This window comes from Bacteroides cellulosilyticus DSM 14838, from assembly GCF_000158035.1.
Classification (GTDB): Bacteria; Bacteroidota; Bacteroidia; order Bacteroidales; family Bacteroidaceae; genus Bacteroides; species Bacteroides cellulosilyticus.
On record NZ_EQ973490.1, the window covers coordinates 762404 to 783768 of the forward strand.

16 protein-coding genes are annotated in these 21365 nt (G+C 43.3%); 2 read left to right on the forward strand and 14 right to left on the reverse strand.

Going from position 1 to position 21365, the window contains the following annotated elements; translation table 11 throughout:
* The first annotated feature begins 75 nt into the window (after positions 1–75).
* On the forward strand, positions 76–1635 hold the full coding sequence (gene ahpF, locus BACCELL_RS07620; protein ID WP_007211097.1) for an alkyl hydroperoxide reductase subunit F: 1560 nt from the start codon (positions 76–78) through the stop codon (positions 1633–1635).
* Between the two features lie 79 nt (positions 1636–1714).
* On the opposite strand, the gene BACCELL_RS07625 is transcribed toward ahpF, so the two are convergent.
* Positions 1715–3394 (reverse strand): tetratricopeptide repeat protein, encoded by a 1680-nt coding sequence (locus BACCELL_RS07625; protein ID WP_007211098.1) that lies wholly within the window; start codon positions 3392–3394, stop codon positions 1715–1717.
* Positions 3395–3674: 280 nt separating this feature from the next.
* Between BACCELL_RS07625 and BACCELL_RS07630 the strand changes: the two genes are divergently transcribed.
* Complete coding sequence (locus BACCELL_RS07630) at positions 3675–5987, forward strand: TonB-dependent receptor (RefSeq protein WP_044153482.1); 2313 nt, start codon at positions 3675–3677, stop codon at positions 5985–5987.
* Between the two features lie 33 nt (positions 5988–6020).
* Here the strand turns inward: BACCELL_RS07630 and BACCELL_RS07635 are convergent, their stop codons facing one another.
* The 13 genes from BACCELL_RS07635 to BACCELL_RS07695 form a co-directional block, all read right to left on the reverse strand.
* The gene (locus tag BACCELL_RS07635) at positions 6021–8156 is read right to left on the reverse strand and encodes a S46 family peptidase (protein WP_007211101.1); all 2136 of its coding nucleotides are present in this window, start codon (positions 8154–8156) and stop codon (positions 6021–6023) included.
* Positions 8157–8430: 274 nt separating this feature from the next.
* On the reverse strand, positions 8431–9804 hold the full coding sequence (locus tag BACCELL_RS07640; RefSeq protein WP_007211102.1) for a TIGR00341 family protein: 1374 nt from the start codon (positions 9802–9804) through the stop codon (positions 8431–8433).
* 43 nt (positions 9805–9847) lie between these two features.
* A complete protein-coding gene (locus BACCELL_RS07645) occupies positions 9848–11293 on the reverse strand; it encodes a lipopolysaccharide biosynthesis protein (RefSeq protein ID WP_007211103.1) in 1446 nt (481 codons plus the stop codon).
* A gap of 143 nt (positions 11294–11436) precedes the next feature.
* A complete protein-coding gene (locus BACCELL_RS07650) occupies positions 11437–11745 on the reverse strand; it encodes an endonuclease domain-containing protein (protein WP_044153691.1) in 309 nt (102 codons plus the stop codon).
* Between the two features lie 120 nt (positions 11746–11865).
* A complete protein-coding gene (gene ruvB / locus BACCELL_RS07655) occupies positions 11866–12897 on the reverse strand; it encodes a Holliday junction branch migration DNA helicase RuvB (RefSeq protein ID WP_007211106.1) in 1032 nt (343 codons plus the stop codon).
* Positions 12898–13019: 122 nt separating this feature from the next.
* Positions 13020–14651: an ATP-binding protein gene (locus tag BACCELL_RS07660; protein ID WP_007211107.1), complete on the reverse strand. Its 1632-nt coding sequence runs from the start codon at positions 14649–14651 to the stop codon at positions 13020–13022.
* Between the two features lie 550 nt (positions 14652–15201).
* Positions 15202–16071, reverse strand: coding sequence for an energy transducer TonB (locus BACCELL_RS07665; protein WP_007211109.1), 870 nt, complete (start codon positions 16069–16071; stop codon positions 15202–15204).
* A 258-nt stretch (positions 16072–16329) separates the two neighbouring features.
* Positions 16330–17721 carry a hypothetical protein gene (locus tag BACCELL_RS07670; protein WP_044153484.1) on the reverse strand — a complete coding sequence of 464 codons (1392 nt, stop codon included), beginning with the start codon at positions 17719–17721 and terminating at the stop codon, positions 16330–16332.
* A 60-nt stretch (positions 17722–17781) separates the two neighbouring features.
* The gene (locus BACCELL_RS27595) at positions 17782–17865 is read right to left on the reverse strand and encodes a hypothetical protein (RefSeq protein WP_253298468.1); all 84 of its coding nucleotides are present in this window, start codon (positions 17863–17865) and stop codon (positions 17782–17784) included.
* Between the two features lie 25 nt (positions 17866–17890).
* Positions 17891–18043 carry a TonB family protein gene (locus BACCELL_RS27600; RefSeq protein WP_282705111.1) on the reverse strand — a complete coding sequence of 51 codons (153 nt, stop codon included), beginning with the start codon at positions 18041–18043 and terminating at the stop codon, positions 17891–17893.
* 152 nt (positions 18044–18195) lie between these two features.
* Positions 18196–18741 carry a L,D-transpeptidase gene (locus BACCELL_RS07680; RefSeq protein ID WP_007211114.1) on the reverse strand — a complete coding sequence of 182 codons (546 nt, stop codon included), beginning with the start codon at positions 18739–18741 and terminating at the stop codon, positions 18196–18198.
* 37 nt (positions 18742–18778) lie between these two features.
* Positions 18779–20230: an LIM domain-containing protein gene (locus tag BACCELL_RS25695; RefSeq protein ID WP_007211115.1), complete on the reverse strand. Its 1452-nt coding sequence runs from the start codon at positions 20228–20230 to the stop codon at positions 18779–18781.
* 49 nt (positions 20231–20279) lie between these two features.
* Positions 20280–21350 carry a carboxypeptidase regulatory-like domain-containing protein gene (locus BACCELL_RS07695; RefSeq protein WP_007211116.1) on the reverse strand — a complete coding sequence of 357 codons (1071 nt, stop codon included), beginning with the start codon at positions 21348–21350 and terminating at the stop codon, positions 20280–20282.
* Between the last annotated feature and the right edge of the window lie 15 nt (positions 21351–21365).

Consider the following 21365-nt stretch of genomic DNA (forward strand, 5'->3'; position numbering starts at 1 on the left):
CCCTGTGGTGAATTAATTCATAACCGTTCAGAAACGAATTAATCCCGCCAACGGAATACATTAATATAGACTGTTATGTTAGAAACAAGCATTTTAAATCAAGTACGCAGCGTCTTCCAAAACCTGGAAGCGCAGTACACTTTTCATATCACCTGCCATCCCCGGCACGAAAGCGCACAGGAACTGACAGAGTTGCTGAAAGATGTAGCAGGATGTTCCGATAAACTCTCCTGTGAGGTAACTGAAACCGAAGAACCGAAGTTGGAATTCTCTTTGCTGAAAAACGGGAAAGAAACCGGTGTCAAATTCCGCGGAATACCGAACGGTCATGAATTCACATCTTTGCTTCTGGCAGTACTGAATGCCGATGGAAAGGGGAAAAATCTTCCTGATGAAGCCATCAGCCGACGCATCCAGGCGTTGAAAGGACCTATTTCATTGCAGACTTATGTATCATTGACATGTACCAACTGCCCCGATGTGGTGCAGGCCCTGAATATAATGGCTTTGCTGAACGGACAGGTCACACACGAAATGATAGACGGTGCTCTTTTCCAGGAAGAAGTGGATGCATTGAAAATACAAGGCGTACCGTCCGTCTATGCCAACGGTAAATTGCTTCATGTAGGACGCGGCACCTTAGGCGAACTTCTGCAAAAGCTGGAAGAAATGTTCGGCTCCGAACCTGTGGGAAATGCAGAACCTATCTCACGGACTTATGATGTCCTTGTATTAGGCGGTGGGCCGGCAGGTGCCTCAGCTGCGATTTATTCAGCCCGCAAGGGATTACGGGTAGCTATTGTAGCTGAAAAAGTCGGTGGTCAGGTAAAGGAAACCGTAGGAATCGAGAACCTGATTTCCGTACCGCAGACTACAGGTGCACAGTTGGCAGACAATTTAAGAAGCCATATCAATCATTATCCCATCGACTTGTTTGAAGACCGTAAGATAGAGAAGGCGGAGCTTCAAGGAAAAGAAAAGAGGATTTCAGTAGTGGGCGGTGAAGTATTCATATCTCCCAGTGTTATCATCGCCACCGGTGCAAGCTGGCGCAAACTGAATGTGGATGGTGAAACGGAGTATATAGGCAGAGGAGTAGCTTTTTGTCCGCATTGCGACGGGCCGTTCTATCAGGGAAAAGACGTAGCCGTTATCGGTGGAGGAAACTCCGGTATAGAAGCAGCCATCGACTTGGCAGGTATCTGCCGGAAAGTGACTGTCTTTGAATTTGCGGATACGCTGAAAGCTGACCAGGTACTGCAAGAAAAGGTGAAAAGCTTGCCGAATGTAGAAATTTTCACTTCTTCACAGACCACAAAGGTAGTGGGAAACGGTGATAAGGTAACAGCTATCCGCGTCAAAGATCGTGTAAGTAGTGAAGAACGGGATTTCCCATTGGATGGTATCTTCGTACAGATTGGTTTGGCAGCCAATAGCGCTCCTTTCCGTGACATGCTGGAAACGACTCCAATAGGCGAAATCAAGATCGACGCTTTTTGCCGCACCACACTTCCGGGAGTTTATGCGGCAGGAGATGTTTCGAACGTTCCCTACAAACAGATAGTAATTGCAATGGGTGAAGGTGCAAAGGCGGCACTGTCAGCATTTGATGACCGCATCCGGGGAATTGCATAATAGGTACGCGGACGACGCGGATAGAGTATCTTCATTCCCCTCCTCCTCGGGAGGAGGGGAATGAAGATAGTACTGTCAATCATCTACCTATCTGTTTACAAGAAAGGAATTCAACGATATCCTCTTTTTCTGCCATGTCCAATTTCTGCCGTATGACCGTCTTACGTTGATACACCGTCCGTATGCTTTGCTGGATAACCACGCTAATCTCTTTCGTCGAAAAGTCCGACTTTAACAAACAGCAGAGTTGCAGTTCCTTTTCATTCAGGATATTTCCATACTTCTGACTGATACGGGTATAAAAGCCATCATGTACCATGTCGATAGTCTTATATAAATCACTCCAAACCAGCAAATCATCCACCGCTACATCTTTATTGGCTATCCGTCCCATCTGTACCAATAGCTCCTGATGATCGGAACTGGGATTCGTAGCCACAATACGTATCAGACCTAACTGCTGAAGCAGCATCTTCTTGACAAACTTATCATTATTGCCGCTTTCATCGCCTTCCGTCTCATGCAGCAGACGGCGCAAGGCCTCCAGTTCTTCTTCCTTTTCCACGAGTAAATGCTTTCTCCGCTGCAAATACCAGACGACAGTCAGCAACAACAAAATACAGAGAGCCACCACTCCGACAAAGAAGGTCCGTTCTTTCTGTTTTTCCAGTTGCAGATTCATATTCTGCTGTTGGAGTAACAATTGTACCTTCCCTTTTTGGGCTATCACCCGTTGGTCACGGATAAAGTTGTTATACAACCGGTTTGAGAAGAACGCCACATCCCGGATTGTAAAAGAACGGCTATCTATATAATTCATCAACGTTTTCTGTACCAGATAAAAGTTAGCCAACGATAAGTCCTGGTCAATATAGGGCGAACGCACACTATCCCCCATTTGTATATAGTAGCGGGCGGAATCCACCTGCCCCATATTCAGGAAATAACGTGAAAGAGCATAATAAGATAAGGACTCGAAAGGATGTTTCGTCTCTTTATACTCTTGTAAACTATGGCGTTGCAAATTGATAGCTTCCTGATTCTTCCCGGAGTCACTCAATATATCAGCATAGTTGCGCATCACATAGTATAACGCCTTTAGAGAGTCTGCGGATGTATACAGGCATTCGGTAGCTTTACGGAGAGCCAGCAGCGCAGAATCATTCTGATTTGCACAGTAGTATGATATCGCCAGACTGTTGTAATTGGAATATCGCCGGGTGGAATCAGGCTCTATAGCTATCAATTGCTTCTGCAAGCGTATCAGACCTTCAAAGTCATCATTACCTTCCCCTATATTCGCTACGGACCGCAGCAAATCAAGACGGGCTGCCGTATCACCACGCAGGGCTGCAATGCGATTCCCTTCGGCCATCATCTCAGTGGCTTCTTTATATCTCTCGCTATCGTAGAAGTAATGCGCCGCCAGTTTATAGGTACGCAGTAACTGCAATGTGTCGCGTACGTCCGGCCTCCCATAATAATCCAGAGCGTATAATAGCAAAGAGTCTTCATTCATCACCCAATGCGCATTATAGTGGGCTTGCCCCATAGCCAATGCAAACCGTGCCCGCAATGAATCCGGCAATATTTCGGGATCTTTCACCGACCGAAGCAGAGCAATCGCCTCCTCTGCATTCTGCTGTAACATCTGCTCCGCCTTTTCTATCTGGATGCGTTGCGACGGCAGGGCTTCTGCACATGCTGCCAATGCCAACACGCATACCCAACCTATCAAACCATGTTTCAATGCTTTCATGCCGTCCTTCCTTCTTGCTTTAAGTCTTTGCAAAGATAGATATTTATCAATTAACGGAAGTTACGGCATCCCATTTTTTGCACTTTTCTTTATATATAAACTTGAAATAGGAAGATATAAACTTTTCTATAAACCGCAGCTCAAAACACTCTAATTATCAGACAGTTGCAAAACCCATTGCACTTTATTTAGTGCCACATATAAACCGTTTTTCTCCCCCGATCCCCCTACCTTTGTCATGTTCAAAGAACAGAAATAATCACTAAAAATAATAAGTAAAATGAAGAGACTAAGTATCATTTCAGGAGTATTATTCCTATGTACCTCCCTGATGGCGGCAAACAAAATCACAGGGAAAATCATCGATGAGAGTAACAATCAGCACATCGAGTATGCCAATGTCAGCCTGCTGACTCAGGATTCAACATTCATCACCGGAGTTGCCACAGACAACGGTGGCGGCTTCCTGCTGAAAGAAGTAAACGATGGAGATTATATCTTATGTATCTCATGCGTCGGATATGAAAACTCCTATCTCTCCATCCGCAACCTGCAAGCCAACCTGAATCTGGGAGAACTGCCCTTATCGCCCGACAATGTAATGCTGGAAGGTGTTACCGTCACAGCCAGCCCCATCATCAAAAAGACCGACCGGCAAATTATCCTCCCGACCGAAATGCAGACTAAAGCCGCTTCCAACGGAGTTTCCTTACTGAGAAATCTACAACTGTCGCGCATCCTGATCAATCCGATAGACAACAGCATCACGATTCCCGGAGGAGACAATGTGCAACTTAGGATTAACGGCGTAGAAGTGACTCAAGCTGAAATAATTGCCATCCGCCCGACAGATGTGATCCGCATCGAATATATAGACAATCCCGGCGCACGTTATGGAAATGCAGGAGCTGTATTGAACTACATTGTAAAGAGAAGAGAATCAGGAGGGAGTATCTCTGCCGATCTCACCAACGGAGTATCCGATACGGGATATGGCGAACATAATCTCGCCGCCAAATACCACTCCAATAAGTCAGCACTCAGCACTACCGTATATTGGGGACAGAGAGATCTGAAGTGGACACGCGAAAACGATGAAAGTTTCCACTTCCCGGAGGCTTATCAGGAGAACAGAGAAGTGGGAGAACCTACCAAAGTAAAGTATGATAACCTTAACTTCAACCTCAATTACAGCTACCAGGATAATGACAAACAACTTCTCAATATTGCTCTCAGAAATCAATACAGCGATACTCCCAGTTCCATGTCGGACAGAATCAGTACATTGTATGAAGGAGACACCTCCTACTCCATATCCGACCTTTCTACCTCCAAAGTAGTTATCCCTTCGTTGGATATCTATTACCAGAGGAATCTGAAAAACAAACAGACAATCTATGCAGATATAGTGGCTTCTTATCTGGACAGCAAGAATGAACGGACTTTTATTCAGAAAGCCCTTAATAATGACAATAACGATACGGATATCTATTCGGAAACCAAAGGTGAGAAGTACTCCATCATTGGAGAAGGTATCTACGAAAAACAATTCAATACGGGTAAGTTTACCGGAGGTATCAAGCATACACAGGCCTATTTGCAAAATAGATATTCGGGTAATATAGAGAATAAAATCACGATGAATACGGCCGAAACGTACCTATTTGCCGAATATCAATCAAAGATAAAAGCTCTGAACTACACAGTAGGGATTGGAGCCATGAGAACTTATAACAGTCAGGAGCAGTATTCTTCCGAGAAGTATATAGTCAAACCTTCCTTAAGCCTGTCGTACTCTATCAACGGGAAGTGGTTTTTCAGATACAACGGATACGTGTCGGGGTATGCTCCTTCCCTGTCCGATCTGAACGACATCTCGCAAGCAATGGATAAGTATCAGATACGCAAAGGAAATCCCGACTTAAAGTCTGTTACATTCTATGCCAATACACTGTCTGCCAGTTGGCAAAGCAAGTATGTATCTGTCGATTTATTTGGAAGATATAGTTATGACAATAAGCCGATTATGGAAAATACCTACTACGAGGACGGGTATTTTGTCCGCACTACCGAGAATCATAAAGGTTTCCACCGGATCAATCTGGAGACAGCTATACAAATACGACCTTACAAAGAGTATATCTCCATTAAAATCACTCCGTTTCTGAACCGCTATATCAGCTATGGCAACACCTACACGCATACACACACCAATGCAGGACTGCGAGGCAATCTGATGGCAATGTACAAGAACTGGGTACTGATGGCAGAAATGAATACCAGCAACCACACTCTGTGGGGTGAAACACTGACTAAAGAGGAGAAGCTGCACACCATCATGGCAGGATATAATACGGAGAAATGGAGCCTTTCTGCCGGAGTGTTGAACCCGTTTACCAAGAAGTATGAACAGGAAATAGAAAACTTATCAAAGTCGGCTCCCTACCGCCAGTTAGCGTATTCCAAGAACTTAAGGCTTTTGTTCATGGTAAATGCATCCTTCAGCCTTGACTTCGGAAAGAAGCGCAACAGCCAAGGCAGAAGAATCAACAACAGGGATACCGATACCGGAATCTTGTCCGGAAGCAAGTAATTGTCTCCCTCACGAAAAGCAGGGGCCCGTCTACTAATTGAGAATATTCAATTCCTGGATCAGGTTTCCTGCTTTCCCGTATTTCTCAATCATAAACAGTATATAGCGCACGTCCACCCCGATGGTACGCTGCATCTTCGGTTCATAAAGAATATCACTGCCCATAGCTTCCCAGTTTCCATCGAAAGCCAACCCCAGCAATTCACCTTTCGAATTGAACATCGCACTACCACTATTGCCACCCGTAATGTCATTATTAGAGATGAAGCACACCTTCATTTCGCCCTTTTCATCGGCATATCTTCCGAAATTGCCCGAAGAGAGTAATGAAAGTATCTCCGGCTGTACTGCAAAATCAACATCACCCACATGAGCTTTCACTTTCTCCAGGACACCCTTTGTCGTTGTATAATAATCATATTCCGCTCCGTCAAAGGGAGTATAACCGCATACCGTTCCAAAGCTCAGCCGCATGGTGGAATTGGCATCCGGATAAAAGTTACGAGACGTATACATCCGACGGATAGCCCCATTCAGCAAGCGTTCCCCACGGATGATCTCCGTAGTAGGTGCCTGCATCTGCATATTCATATCGAACAACATCGTCAGCATATCAATGCCCAACGAGATAGCCGGATCATCGAAAATCTGATAGGTAGTATCCCGTTCAAGAAAGCGTTTCAAACCACGGGGAGTAGTCAACTCAGAACTTGCATAAAGACTATCTACGAAAGCTTTCTCATCCCCATTATATTTCTGTGCGATAGTATGGTAGATTTCCGGCAGGAAAGTGGTATCCACTTTTGAGCGATACTCCTTCAACAGTGCCGTAAATACTTCCTTGTCTATATCCAGATCCAAATTAGAGTATTGCTCAACGATATCTTTCAAGGCGGCAATAACTGTTTTCTGCTCCCCTTCAAAATCGAAGTTCAGAATCTTCAGTGCAAGCTGCACTAATTCCGGTCCATATAAGAAGGACTCGATAAAGTAAGCCTGTGCACGGTTTACCTCCCGGCGGTTCTTATAATTCAGTTCCAGGTCTGTAAATAGTTGAAGAAGTTTCTCACGTTCGTCCGGGTTTTGCTGTATCCATCGACGAATTTCCTGTTCCATTTTACGTTTCTTCTCCAGGATTCCCAGCTTACGGATAGCACGGTTGACACCGATACTGTTCTTCCAGTAATTGGAGCTTTCATCGTATTTGGAAGCATACTTAATGCGTATGCTGTCTTTACTGTCCATTTCACGTTTCCAGATGGCTTGCTTCACACCACGGATGTCAATCTGCGCCTGATTGGAGTTATTCATCATTTCCTCGATACCGAATGAAGAAAGGTAACGTTCCGTACTTCCCGGATAGCCTATCGTCATACAGAAAGAGCCTTCCTTATAGCCATCCAGTGAAATCGGCGCTACATATTCAGGGTGATATGGGACATTATCGGGGGAGTAATCGGCAGGCTGGTTCTTGCAGTCTGCATAAATACGAAACACACAGAAATCTCCTGTATGCCGAGGCCACACCCAATTATCCGTATCCCAACCGAACTTACCGACAGAGGAAGGGGGTGCAAACACCAGCCGCACATCGTTGAAATCGCGGTAAACGGAGAGCCAGAACTCATTGCCTCCATAATAAGCATCTACCACGCCAAGCAAAGTGGAGTCTTTCAGGGATACCTCACCGCCTATTACCATCATCATAGAGTCTACCGCACTGGAACGTTCCATCTCGTTCATCGAAGGTTTAACGACTCCCAGCACACGCTTGGTTACATCTTCCGTACGAAGCAGAAAACGAACATAAAGCTCCGGATTAGGCAATTCCTCTGCACGGCTACGGGCTACGAAACCATCTTTCAGGTAATCATGCTCCACCGACGAATGTTGCTGCACACTACTGAAACCGCAGTGATGATTGGTAAACACCAACCCGTCTTCCGACACTACCACACCGGAACAAAACCCTCCAAAGCTGACTACCGCATCTTTCAACGACGGTTTCTTCGGATTATATAGTCTATCGGCAGGCATTTGCAGGCCGAGTTCTTTCATAGTCTTACGGGTCTGTTTATTCAGGTTTCCCAGCATCCACATACCTTCGTCCGCCTGTCCCGTCAACGTGAAGAGGCTGCAAGCTACAATTAGGATACACTTTAGCTTCATTCTATACTTGGTTTAAATTACAATTTATATCTTAAGTTAAGAGTATATAAGAAATATCTAACTCAGTTCCCCTCCTTTGAGAAGGAAGGGTGGCCAAAGGGCGGGATGGTAGGTAAAAAAAAACTTATTTTATGACTAATAAGTCCTTTATAACTTCAGCTACCACCTCCCCCTACGGGTACTCCTCCTTCTTGAAGGAGGAGAATTTAGTTAGATTTAGCTCATGGCATACTCTCATTTTGAATAATTTAGTATGATATACTTTCCAATTGCGTCATTCTGCAATCAGTCTTAGTTTTTTCGCTCCAGTACGTGCTTTCAGCCATTCGGTAATCTTCTGTTTCTCATGGGCGTCGGGATGCTTGCCAAATTTCAGCACAGCAAGCGTAATGGTATCTGTCCGTACCGAATCAACCGTCAGTTCTATGGCATGAGAGATAGAAACAGTTTTCACTGACGGATAGAGAACTTTTAGCTCCGGAACGATCGTTTTGCCCAATTCATCGAAAGATTTGTATCTTGCCAGACTCTGTTCCAGCACTGTAATTTTCTTTGTTTGTTCCACCAGTCGTTCCTCACTGTTTTTATAGAAATCTTCCATCACCATAGCTCGGATAGAAGAAATATCCACAGCTTCATTATTCATTCCCTGAAGAACGATCAGCTTCGTTTCACCTAACTTATAGTCCTTCATCTTGTTGCGGGCAATGGCAATCGAAGCTTCGGGAACTTCTTGTCCGATCAGTACCACGCGTATTTCATTGTCTTTGTTGCCATGATAATGAATTTTTTTATCCAATACCTGTGTATTCTCAAAAGAAAGCTGTTCGGCAACAAACCGATTGGCGGCACTCTCATAGAAAGTACTCTGAATAATGCCTACCGTCAAGTAGACGGCCGGACACATAGTCAGCACGGCAATGAGTATTATGTATTGGCGTACTTTCTTCTCCCGCTTCTTGTCCACAAACTCTTTACGCTGGAAGTGCATCACACGCACACCGGCAAACGTGGCAAGACTGATGAATACCGAATTAATGAAGTAAAGATAGAATGCTCCGAGGAAATAAACCAGATTCCCCGTTGCCAACCCGTAACCTGCCGTACAAAGCGGCGGCATCAAAGCCGTAGCAATGGCAACACCGGGAATCACATTTCCTTTCTCCTTTGTAGACAGGGCAACTACACCGGCAAGACCACCCATCAATGCGATGAATACGTCATAAATCGTAGGTGAAGTACGTGCCAGAAGCTCCGACTGCCCTTCGGCAACAGGGCTTACAAGAAAGAAAATAGTAGCCGTAGTTACGCTGAACAGGGTGGTTATCAGAAAACTCTTCAGTGAACGCTTCATCAGTTCGAAGTCATTCAGACCGACAGAAAGTCCCACACCCATGATAGGTCCCATCAATGGGGAAATCAACATCGCACCTATGATTACAGCTGTAGAGTTGACATTCAGTCCCAACGATGCCATAAAGATGGCAAAGATCAAAATCCACAGGTTAGCCCCTTTAAACTCTACTCCCTTGCGGATGGAGTCTACTGTTTCCAGCTCATTGTCCTTATCCTTCCTCAGATCAAGGTACTCGCTCAGGAACTTTTTAATGGCAAAAACATTCCGGTTTTGTTCAGGTGTTTCTATCATATCATTTACAATTTGACGATTTACAATTTACCATGCGGCTCATTTAGTGTTTTAAGAGTTTGTTCAGGATTGGTATTTGGTTCAGCGGTAAATCACGCTTAACGACATACGCAATAAACAGTAACAGCAAAACTGTACGATATGCCATACGCAAATAGATATTGTCTATCGATACATATTCGGCAGCTACATAAAGCACAGCGGCAAGAAGTACATACATGCCTATCGCCTTCAAATCGTACTGTATCGGATATTTCTTCTGACCGACAAAGTAAGAAAGCAGCATAGCAACGCCGTATCCTGTAAACCCAGCCCAGGCACAAGCAAGATAACCATACTTTGGAACCAGGAAGATATTCATCAAAATCAGGATGATACAGCCCGTCAATGAGAAATAGGCTCCCCAACGGGTCTCATCAATCAATTTGTACCAAAAGGACAGGTTGAAATAAATCCCCATAAAGATTTCCGCCGCCATGACGATAGGCACCACCCGTAACCCGTCCCAATAATCACGTCCGATGACATGACGCAGGATGTCCAGGTAGAACATCACAGCCAGAAAGGCAAGCAAGGTAAAAATAATGAAGAACTTCATAGCCTGGGCATACATTTCACGGCTGTCTTTCTCCTTACTCTTACCAAATACAAAAGGTTCATAAGCGAAGCGGAATGCCTGGGTAAACATAGCCATAATCATGGCTATCTTACTGGCAGCTCCGTAAATACCGAGTTGTATGGTAGCTTCCGCCTCATCGGGATAAACGAAAGGAAAGATAATCTTATCAGCCACCTGATTCAAGATGCCTGCCACACCCAGAATTACCAACGGCAGAGAGTACCGAAGCATCCGTTTCAATAACTCTTTATCCAACACATAGGTAAATCCCCTCAGTTCCGGTATCATGCACACCATAACAACAGAGGTACATACCAGATTGAAGAGGAAGGCATACCCCACGTCATTCCCTTCCAATATGACATAATAGAAAAGATTGAGTGCAATATTGAGGAAGATAAACAGCAACTTCAGTGCAGCAAACTTGATAGGGCGTTTTTTATAGCGCAAATAAGCGAACGGAATACTTTGAATGGCATCCATTGCTACCACAATCATCATCATACCGATATACCAGGGATGTTCGCCGTATTCCAGCCATCCGGCAATAGGTTCCAGAAACAACAATCCCAAAGCAACGAATACCAATGAACCGATACTCACGCTCAACAAGGTGGTAGAGTACACCCGCATCGGGTCATCCTGCCCTTTATTGGCAAAACGGAAAAACCCCGTCTCCATGCCACACGTCAGCAATACCAGTATCAATGCCACCCAGGCATATATATTCGTAACCACACCATAGCCACCCGACGATGCAGGCAAAGCTATCGTATATACAGGCACTAGCAGATAATTGAGGAAACGCCCTACAATACTACTCACCCCGTAAATAGCCGTTTCTTTTGCTAAACTTTTTAATCCCGCCACTTTATTTAATGATTAACGTTTAATTATTAATGGTTAACAGTAGTATCTCCATTCTCCTCCTCCCGGGAGGAGGAGTACCCAAAGGGGGGAGGTGGTAGGAAGAAAACTTTTCCTCTATCTCCCATATTATCTGTTCCGGATTCTCAAAATACTGTCCTATTTTCAAACCGTAACACCTCAATGTCTTCTACCCTATTCAGAAAATAACTACGTTGCTCATCATAATCCTGTTGTCTATTATGTACCTCACCATCCAATTCTATAGCCAATTTTATCTGCGGACAATAAAAATCAAGAATATATGGCCCGACACTATGTTGACGACGAAATTTTAAACCGGCTATTTGTTTCCCTTTCAACATTTTCCAAAGAGTAGCTTCGGCAGAAGTGCTATGGTTGCGTAACTCCTTTCTATTACCGGTTACGTCGGATTTGTTCATGATGGTTTGCATAAGAATCTTTTTTTTCCTACCACCTCCCCCTTCGGGTACTCCTCCTCCCAAGAGGAGGAGAACTGGAAATGATTTGTTTGACCATTTCTATATGAAAGTAGTACTGATATTAATTAATAGTTAATCACTAAATAACGTTTTCTGACTATTGTAAAGACTACGTCCTAAATGTTTATAAGCCAGTTCAGTTACTTCACGTCCGCGGGGGGTACGTTTCAAGAAACCCTCTTTGATAAGGAAAGGTTCATACACCTCTTCCAAAGTTCCGGCATCTTCACCCAATGCCGTAGCAATGGTAGTAAGCCCTACCGGACCGCCTTTGAATTTATCAATAATGGTGCAAAGTATCTTATTATCGATTTCATCGAGTCCGTACTTATCAATATTCAATGCTTCAAGAGCGAAGTTGGCAATCTCCGTATCAATGCTACCCGAACCTTTTACCTGTGCAAAATCTCGCACACGACGCAACAATGCATTTGCAATACGCGGCGTTCCACGGCTACGGGAAGCGATCTCAGACGCTGCCCTTGTGGAGCAAGGTACATTCAATATCCCTGCCGAACGACGAATAATACCGCTCAACACATCGTCATCGTAATACTCCAAATGCAGATTAATACCAAAACGTGCACGCAAAGGCGCAGTCAGCAAGCCACTACGGGTAGTAGCTCCCACCATCGTAAACGGATTCAGATCAATCTGAATGCTCCGTGCAGACGGGCCTTTATCTATCATGATATCAATGCGGTAATCCTCCATCGCAGAGTACAGGTACTCTTCCACCACCGGAGAAAGGCGGTGAATTTCATCGATAAACAGCACATCATTCGGTTCCAGACTGGTAAGCACTCCCGCCAAATCACCCGGTTTATCAAGCACTGGACCGGAAGTAACTTTAAAACCAACTCCCAGTTCATTCGCAATAATATTGGAAAGTGTCGTTTTTCCCAATCCCGGAGGTCCATGCAGCAATACATGATCCAACGCTTCGCCACGCAAGCGGGCTGCCTTAACAAAGATACGCAGATTATCCACCACCTTATCCTGTCCGCTGAAATCTTCAAAGGACAACGGACGAAGTGCGTTTTCAAAATCGCGTTCCCGACTAGTCAACTGATTATCGCGTATGTCAAAATCTTCTCGTTCCATTCTATATTTAGTTCTTTTCTTATCTTTTTAGAAAAAGAATAAAAAACAAAATTAAGACTGATAATCAACCACTTAATCCTTTTCTTTTTCTATTTCTTTTTTATTTCTTTTTTTTTTACCACTTATTTCAGTGCATAACGTCTATCAGTACGAGCCCCTTCTGTTATCAATTCCACATCCACCATCGAATAAATCATTTTCCTCAACTCCTGCAAATCGATTTCCGGCAACCGACCCCCAATCTCCGAAATCTTACTTTTAGGATGTGCCCTCAAGTCTTCCATAATTAGAGTTCTCAACACATAAGGTTCTACTGTTTTCAGAGTTGTCTTCAAATTTACCTTTGCGTTCTTTATCAACTGGGGATTCACAAAAAACTGGGTACCTTTCTTCGCACCATTCCTCCCGATAATATTATCTTTCAACAACTTATCTGTATAACTGCGCAAACGGTCTTCTTCTTGAAGCTGAAGTATGGCAGAAAGCCGCGTACTGAACACCTTCTTCTCACGGGCTATGATACCAAAAGCTGTAAATGCTTTTTGCGTCAACTGATAATTCTGCAAAACAAAGTCCAGCAAAGGAAGCAGTTCTGTATCTATAATCTCTGCATTTTGAATCACTGTAACTTCATTGTACGAAGATTCTATCATAGGCGGATTCTTTGCTTCCATAGCATTCAGTTCATAAATCAAATCATAACCGGAGCCTTCACCTTCCATCATTTCCAAAGCGCTCAGTAGCTCTATCATATTAGGATTACGCCGATGCTTGGCATGCAAAATATTATCTTTTGTTATGCCCAATGGCAACCCACCCGGATTAGAGATTTCTAATCTGTCAGAAAAAACTTTAATCATTATATCACTGGAAATGGTATAGGATTTATGAGCTAAAGCATTGACCAACAACTCTCGTACCAACTTAGGATGATAATGCCGTATTTGTTTACGAAACAAACCATTCGGAAACTCATACGAATAAGTCAACTCAACAGCCTTCTGTTCTATATCAAGAAGCAGCTCTTTAGGATTCAGCCGATTATCATGCCATTCTTCTTTTCGTACTTTCCGCTCAAGCACATCATAAACAATATACTGAACCGTAGCAGGATAACAGATAGAGCTTCTCTGCTTTGCTGTACCTAACCAAAGAACACCTAAATTCGTCAAATAACCTTCATCAACCAGATGATAGTTCTCTGCCAACTCTGCATCATCCATCTGCTTGACGTGCTGACGCACACGGGATGATTTACGAATATCATTCGCCAACTGCCGCAAAGCATCCAAAGCAACCCCATCAAGCAGGTATTTGGTCCTCACCAATTCCCACTGATAAGCACCCTTCTCTTCGCCCAAACGCTGCAAGTCCTCGCTACGCACCGGTTCACATTTATCGGCCACCCGAATGTAAATACGTCCGTCCGAGGTAGTAGCTACAGAATGCATAGAAGGAGAAACAGAAACAATAAAGTATTGGCTGCCGGTATCATCAGTACATATTTCAGAAGCTACAAGGCCGACGTTGAAACAGAGGCTACGCAATTTAGTCACTGCCTCATTCACTTCATCGGGCGTGACATGCTGTTCCGGCAAAGGGGCTTTCTTCTTGTCATCGTAACCTATAAAGATTCTTCCGCCTTGTGCATTTGCCAAAGCAACACAGGTCACGGACAAGTCTTTGAATCCTTTATCTCCTGTCCTGATTTTCAGAAGACTCTTATATTCGGTTGTCTGCTTCTCGCAATCCATGTCTCCATATTTTGGTTCTATTGAGCAAAGATAGTACAAACTGATGAACCCTATCTATTTTTCACTTAATTTTCTTTCCTCGCTTCATCATTCCGTCCTTCTCCGCTTACTCATGCAGAAAAGAAACTCTGCCTCTGCGGCTCACATGCAATCACACATCATGAAAAAAGACTGCACAAGGAATATTTCCCCATGTAGTCTTTATCCCTAATGAGGCTTAGTTTTTTTACTTGAAATTTTTGTAGTTCTTGATGTACAGTGACTTCATACCACAACTTTTTGTTTTCTGCAAAATAACTAATTTATTTTGAGATAATCCCTATAAGTTAACTCTTTTCACAAACAACCTTACCGTATATCAATACAAAAGCACCGCATGAGAAAATTCCTTCGCATGCGGTGCTATAGATCGGACGTGCAGCATCTATAGATAGGACGTGTTGCATCTATAGATAGGACATGTTAGATATATAGATCGGTGGCGTTGGATATATAGATCCGACGCCACCGACATACAGATGTTGAAAAATAGAGCGAGAGACTCCCTCTATTACCTTACTCCTACAAATTGAGCTGAAGCATTAAATGAAGGAAATATCGACATAGAAATCTGTACCACGGCATCACACGGCTTACCACCTTTTGTTGCCGGAGTCCATCCACTCAACATATTCACCAAACGCAGCACTTCTTTATCAACACGCTCATTACAACGTCTTTTATAATCCGCACCGACAACCTCACCATTGCGCGTCACAATAAACTGAACTGTAGTTGTACCATATCCTGCCGTTTCTATTGCAATCTGAGGCTTACGCATGTTTTTGCGTAAAAAGGAGTACAGCGCTTGAGTACCTCCCGGATATTTAGGAGCCGTTACCACACGTGCAGCACGCTCAGCTTCAATGGCAGCCACCGTCGCAATCGAATCTGCTATGCGTACTGGGTCATGATACGCAGCATCAACGTCACTTGTGCGTGAACCTATTTTCGCCCCGGCTTCTGTGTCTTCTTCAGGTATACGCAACCTCTCATCATAAATACAGAATCCTTTGAATCCCACAGGCGTGTATCCCGGAAAAGCGGAAACAATCTCAAACCGGAACTCATGCCCTGCTTTCACTTTAGGAAAATAGTAGGCACCGGCAATCGAGGGTTTATTATCCGCATCGATATAATATATATTTATAGTTCTGCTTGATGTAAAATCATGATTGGCTCTTCCCATAACGAGAAATTTATATCCCCCATTTTCGGAACCGACACAAACGATGGCATCTACTCCCCAATAGTACTTCACTTCATCCGAAACAATAAATGGAACAGACAACGGATAACTCTTGGGAGGCCATGAGAATTTTTGAGCTGCAACCGTCATTGTCAGCAGGCTCAACAGAAATAGAAAAAGTATTTTCTTCATCTCTTCTAAACTTTTAATCGTTCAACATTATTCCATATCATCTTGATCAGTATACCCTTCCGCATCCGTCCCGAGTCGTCATACTCCAAAGCAAATTTCTCTCCATAACGATGTTGCGCATCAAACCAATGGCCGGTATAAGTAAGATTACCCGCCTCATTAAACTTATGATAGCATTAATAGCATATTCCCCCAAAATATGCCATGAAGACTTCTTCTTTTCCATATCTTTGATTTTAATTAATATTATAACAATAATTAATCTATGCGCCTATAGTTCCCGTCATCTCCTCGTTCATATTTTACACCGTTCTCCCCTCTAAGGAGCGATCCATTACCCAATGCGCTGATATCTTTAGCTTTTACATCATCGCCCAAAGTGCCGGCACCTTTCAGAATCGCATCATAATCTTCTTCATTAGTATCGGTATTCATGTCGGTATTAGCATTTGTGTCGGCATTTGGGTTAATATTAGGTGTATAAGTGGCGACTGAATTAAAACTCGCTTTCAAAAAAGACAACCCAAACACAACAACCAAACAGACAATCACTACAACAATCATCACTGCCATTGATGAAATCAGCAGCACCACCCCCGCCGCAAAGAATACAGGATACATCAGCAAGACCGCAATACGGTAAATGCCCTTCAGCGAAACTGCTAGTATAATCATCTGTATTATAAACAGGACTCCAACAGCCACCACCAACAATGCCATTATGAATTCAAACAACCCCGTCTGATACGTCAATGATGACCAGAAGTGATCCATAAGAATATCGAATAATAAATTCCCTGTAAAAATTTGGATGACGAGAAGCACAACAGCGACCACAGCCGAAAGAACAGTAGGCAGTTTGCTGAAACGTCCGAATTCTTCGTACAGATATAACATAATGCTGAACAGGCCAAACAGAAAACTTGCTGTAATCAAAACAACGGAACCATAAAGTTTCAGAACATCCATAGCTCCCTTTCCACCAATATCAAAATTGCCGCCATTATAGAATACATCGTAGACTAAAGACAATATCAAAACGCTCATTACCAACAATCCCGAAGCAGGCAACCAGAAACGGATCACACCCTCGATATCCAATACATTCAGAGAAATCAGCGAAACGACAAGCAGTACAGCCAAAATGAGAATCCACGGACCTACCCCAGAAAGCAAAGACGAAGATTCACCAGAAACGGTCGTACCATCATCCTTCAATTTAAATTTCCAGTCAGAATTATAAGTTATTTCCTTCGTCTTCGGGTTGTAAGTGAGCGTATCCACATTCTGCTCAAGCCAACTATCCACCGATACTACCCTATACTGATTCTTGCCTATATAAGAAACCGAATCTATTTCATAATGATACACACGATTCATTGTCGAGAAGTCCATCCAGCCATAACTGTTCCTTCCATCCGGCAGATTATCAGCGGAGAAAGTGCGCTCCGAGAAATCCAGTTCCATGCAATAAGTCACATTATCCGCCCCATATTCTTGACCCATCAGACTCGGATCCTTGCCTACAAACATTTCCCAAGATCCCTTTAACGAAGGAGTCTTTGAGGTACATCCTGAAAGCCCCAGCAATAGGATTCCCAAAATCCCTAACAGAAGCGTCTTCCTATTTAAATATTGGTTCTGATTCATTGTTTCAACTATTTTAAGGATTAATACACTAAACCATTTCATTATTTTCATCAGCTCACATCATTGCAGCTTGAAATTAACTGGCACCACATAACTTACACTAACAGGCTTGCCTTTATGCATACCAGGTTTCCAGCGAGGCATTGCCTTGATAACACGAACCGCTTCTTTATCCCCAAAAAGGATCAACGCTTTTTAGTACATTCACATTGGATATAGTGCCATCTCTACCAACTATGAATCGTACTCCCACTCTTCCTTGCGTTCCATTTTCCTGGCAAGCTTTCGGATATTCCAGATTCTGAGAGATAAACTTTATCATTGCCGTTACTCCTCCCGGATATTCCGGCGAAACCAGAGAATCCACTAAGCTTCCAACTTGTCCGGATTTTCCAGATTGTGAGCAAGCATATAGTAAAGAAAAAGAGCAAGACAATAATAACAATCTTATAAACTTCATATTATATCTTTAAATTATAAATGATTAGCAACCTCATCCTCTATACCTGGAGTAACTACCACGGTAAGAGGAGGATAAATCAGACTAACCAATTTCTTTAAATCCTCATTATACATCCGGATACATCCTTCTGACGCCCTCGTACCTATACTTTCGGGAAGGTGGGTCCCATGAATACCGATCCCCTTGTGCCCCGGTACAAGCAAACGTATGAAGAAGTCTCCATAGGCACCATCTATTTCTCCCTTTCCATCACCAAAATCATGTTTCCAGTCCGTAGCCCGTTGTATATCGGACACCTGGAAAACTCCTTCAGGAGTTCGCATATCACCTTGTTTCCGTTTATCACCTACATTCTTACCAGTTGCCACGGGAGCGCAAAAGATTTCCTGACCTTTATAGTCAATCAAGCGAAGCTTCATCTCCTGCTTAGAAATAAGGATGATACAAGCATTCTGAATTTTACTCAGTTCCTGCCGATGATGATATTCCAGATAAAACACTCCACCCACTACCAAAACCGCAACCAAAAGCAAAATAAGAATATAACTGCGTCTCATATTTCTACAAATAGATTTCCACATCCAAAGAATGTCACTAATAAAGAGGTATTTCTACAGTCTCATAATTATCAAACGAAATTTTGATCTTCCCATAAGATACAGTAGCATTTTTTATGTAGCCTTCGGAAGGAGCTGCTGACTTGAAACGGAATACAGGAGTTTCTGTCTCATTATCAAATGAGTAACATACCACCACACGCTCACCCGACGCATTGTTCTTTGTAACGAAAACAAAATCAGTAAACTTACTGCTTTTATCGTAAAGTCGAGGATAGAACACTGTATTGGGCTTCTGCCCTTTGTTTTTTGTATAAATCTGCCAACCTGTGGAACCGCTCGCCAACTGATTATCCTTATAAAAATCAAGGATGGCCAACCGGCATTTGGACGAGCTAATACACATCCTGGAATCCGTATCACCCCATACACCATTCAGCAAGTTAAAATCAGCCTGCGTAAGCAAATATGGAGAAGCCATATATCCCTCTATTCCATTCACTTTTACAGCTGCCCACTCGGCATTCTTATTATAAGTAATCAATTCCGAGCCATAGGGTATTTTTTCTAAGATATTATACTCTACGCCTGCCATTTGTGAAGAACGCAAAAATACATTATCAGCCAATACATAGGTACGCAAAGCATCACGATCCTTAGCATACGGCACATACCATAAAAAGTAGCCCATAATACCGCCTGCAAGCAGCAATCCTCCTAAAACAATTCCCACTAACAACCCCGTATTTGTTTTCTTCGGCATAACTGCTGCCGAAGCCCCTTGCGGTATATAAGAAACAGGAGATTGTGGAACACCCGCAGAAGAAAGGTTTCCACTTTCCAAGATGGTTTGCTGCGGTATATCAGGAGTGGTAGTTGGCGCTATTTGAGGCACTACAGAATCTGATACACCTACCGGCGTCACATCTTCTGCTATATCTTGCCCAGAAGATAAATAGTCATAAGCCAATTGAGCATTCTTTACCTTCCCAAAACTACTAATAAAGATGAATAAATTCTTAATAGCAGCAAATGCTGCTGTGATAGGAGCCAATATAATGATAGCTGCTATCCGTACCAACAAATCGATAAATGTATTGGAAACGCTATCCATCATATCCGTAGTCAGAGCATCACGCACCCCTTTCCTCACTTGTTCACGTTTACTATCACGAGTTGATCTGAAAGCAGCCGGAATACCAGCAATACCAGCATATATCCAAGCATTCATAATATCTCCGGTAGAAGAATATATCGATATACCCAACAACAAAAATGATGAACCAAAAATAAACTTCACCAAAGACCATATTTTCTTTGATTTTGCATCTGCAAGATCAGCAGAAGCCTGCTTTAGATTGCAATCATGACACAAAGGGTGATTATCTATTGTATAAGCAGAGTTATCTACACAATCCCGGCACAACCCCATTCCGCATTCATGGCAAGTTGCAACCGCAGGTTTATCCAGATGTATATAGCAATTCATAGTAATTCTAATTAATAAGATTAATATTAAAGTTCTTCCATTCCTGATCTTACCATTTCACTTCGGTAAACGTAATCTTCTTCACCTGCGGATTCCAGGGCTGCGAACTGGAGATAACCCAGTCGAGTCGTTGCAAGGACGAAGCCTCGTTCTTAATGCCGGGAACTATAACACGGCACTTCGTACTTACCCCTTTCATAAAGCGCACAGCATTTCCATTCGTCACAAACGAATCGGAGTTACCTACATAGAATTTTGTATTATATCCGGGGTAACTATTTCCCTTGTCATCCACCCCGTCCGATTGATCTCTGTTGAACCAAACCTGCCAGTCTTCTCGGTTATTGGTCAGCAGAAACTGAAATTCCACTGCATCGGCATTCTTCACGCACGACAAAAACTCCATCTTCACCTCCGAATCGCAAGAAACAATTTCTCCGCACGAGCCTTTGCCTTCGGATGGTTCATCTCCACCACCACCTTCACTCTCACCAAATCTCACGCTGATTGCCACAGGCATGGATTCTCCGTCAGCCTCAACAAGCAGATTTGCAGTCACATCCTGAGTTATCTTTTCACGATCTATATTAACTACCACCGTACTGCTCTTTCCTTGACTTGTAGTTCCGCTTACAGGAGCAATCTTTATCCAGGACTCTGAAAATGCAACACTCCATGATACAGAGCCGGAAGTACCGATATTCATTATATCAAAAGTTTTAGAGGTCTCTCCTTTGGCAAATATCAACGAATTTGTACTCAACTTGATACGCGACTCACCCCGTTCCAGCACCATATCGCCGGAAGTCTGCTCTCCTGCAACAACGGAAATACGTTTCGTATTCGTTTTATATCCATTCTTTGATATCTGAATGGTGTACTGTCCCGGTTCCATGTCGAGGAACTCAAAACGCCCGTCGCTACCCGTATTGGCCGTCTTACCTCCCGGATTCAAAACGATATAGACGCCCGAAACCGGTTCACCGTTATCGGCATCATTCACAATCCCATAAATGGTGCCAGTTGTGTCTACTTCATCTTTAGTACATCCTGCCACAATAAATACCGCCCACACACAACATACTAAAAGAAGCGCCAAACCTACCTTACTTGTTTTCATGATTATTTTTTAATA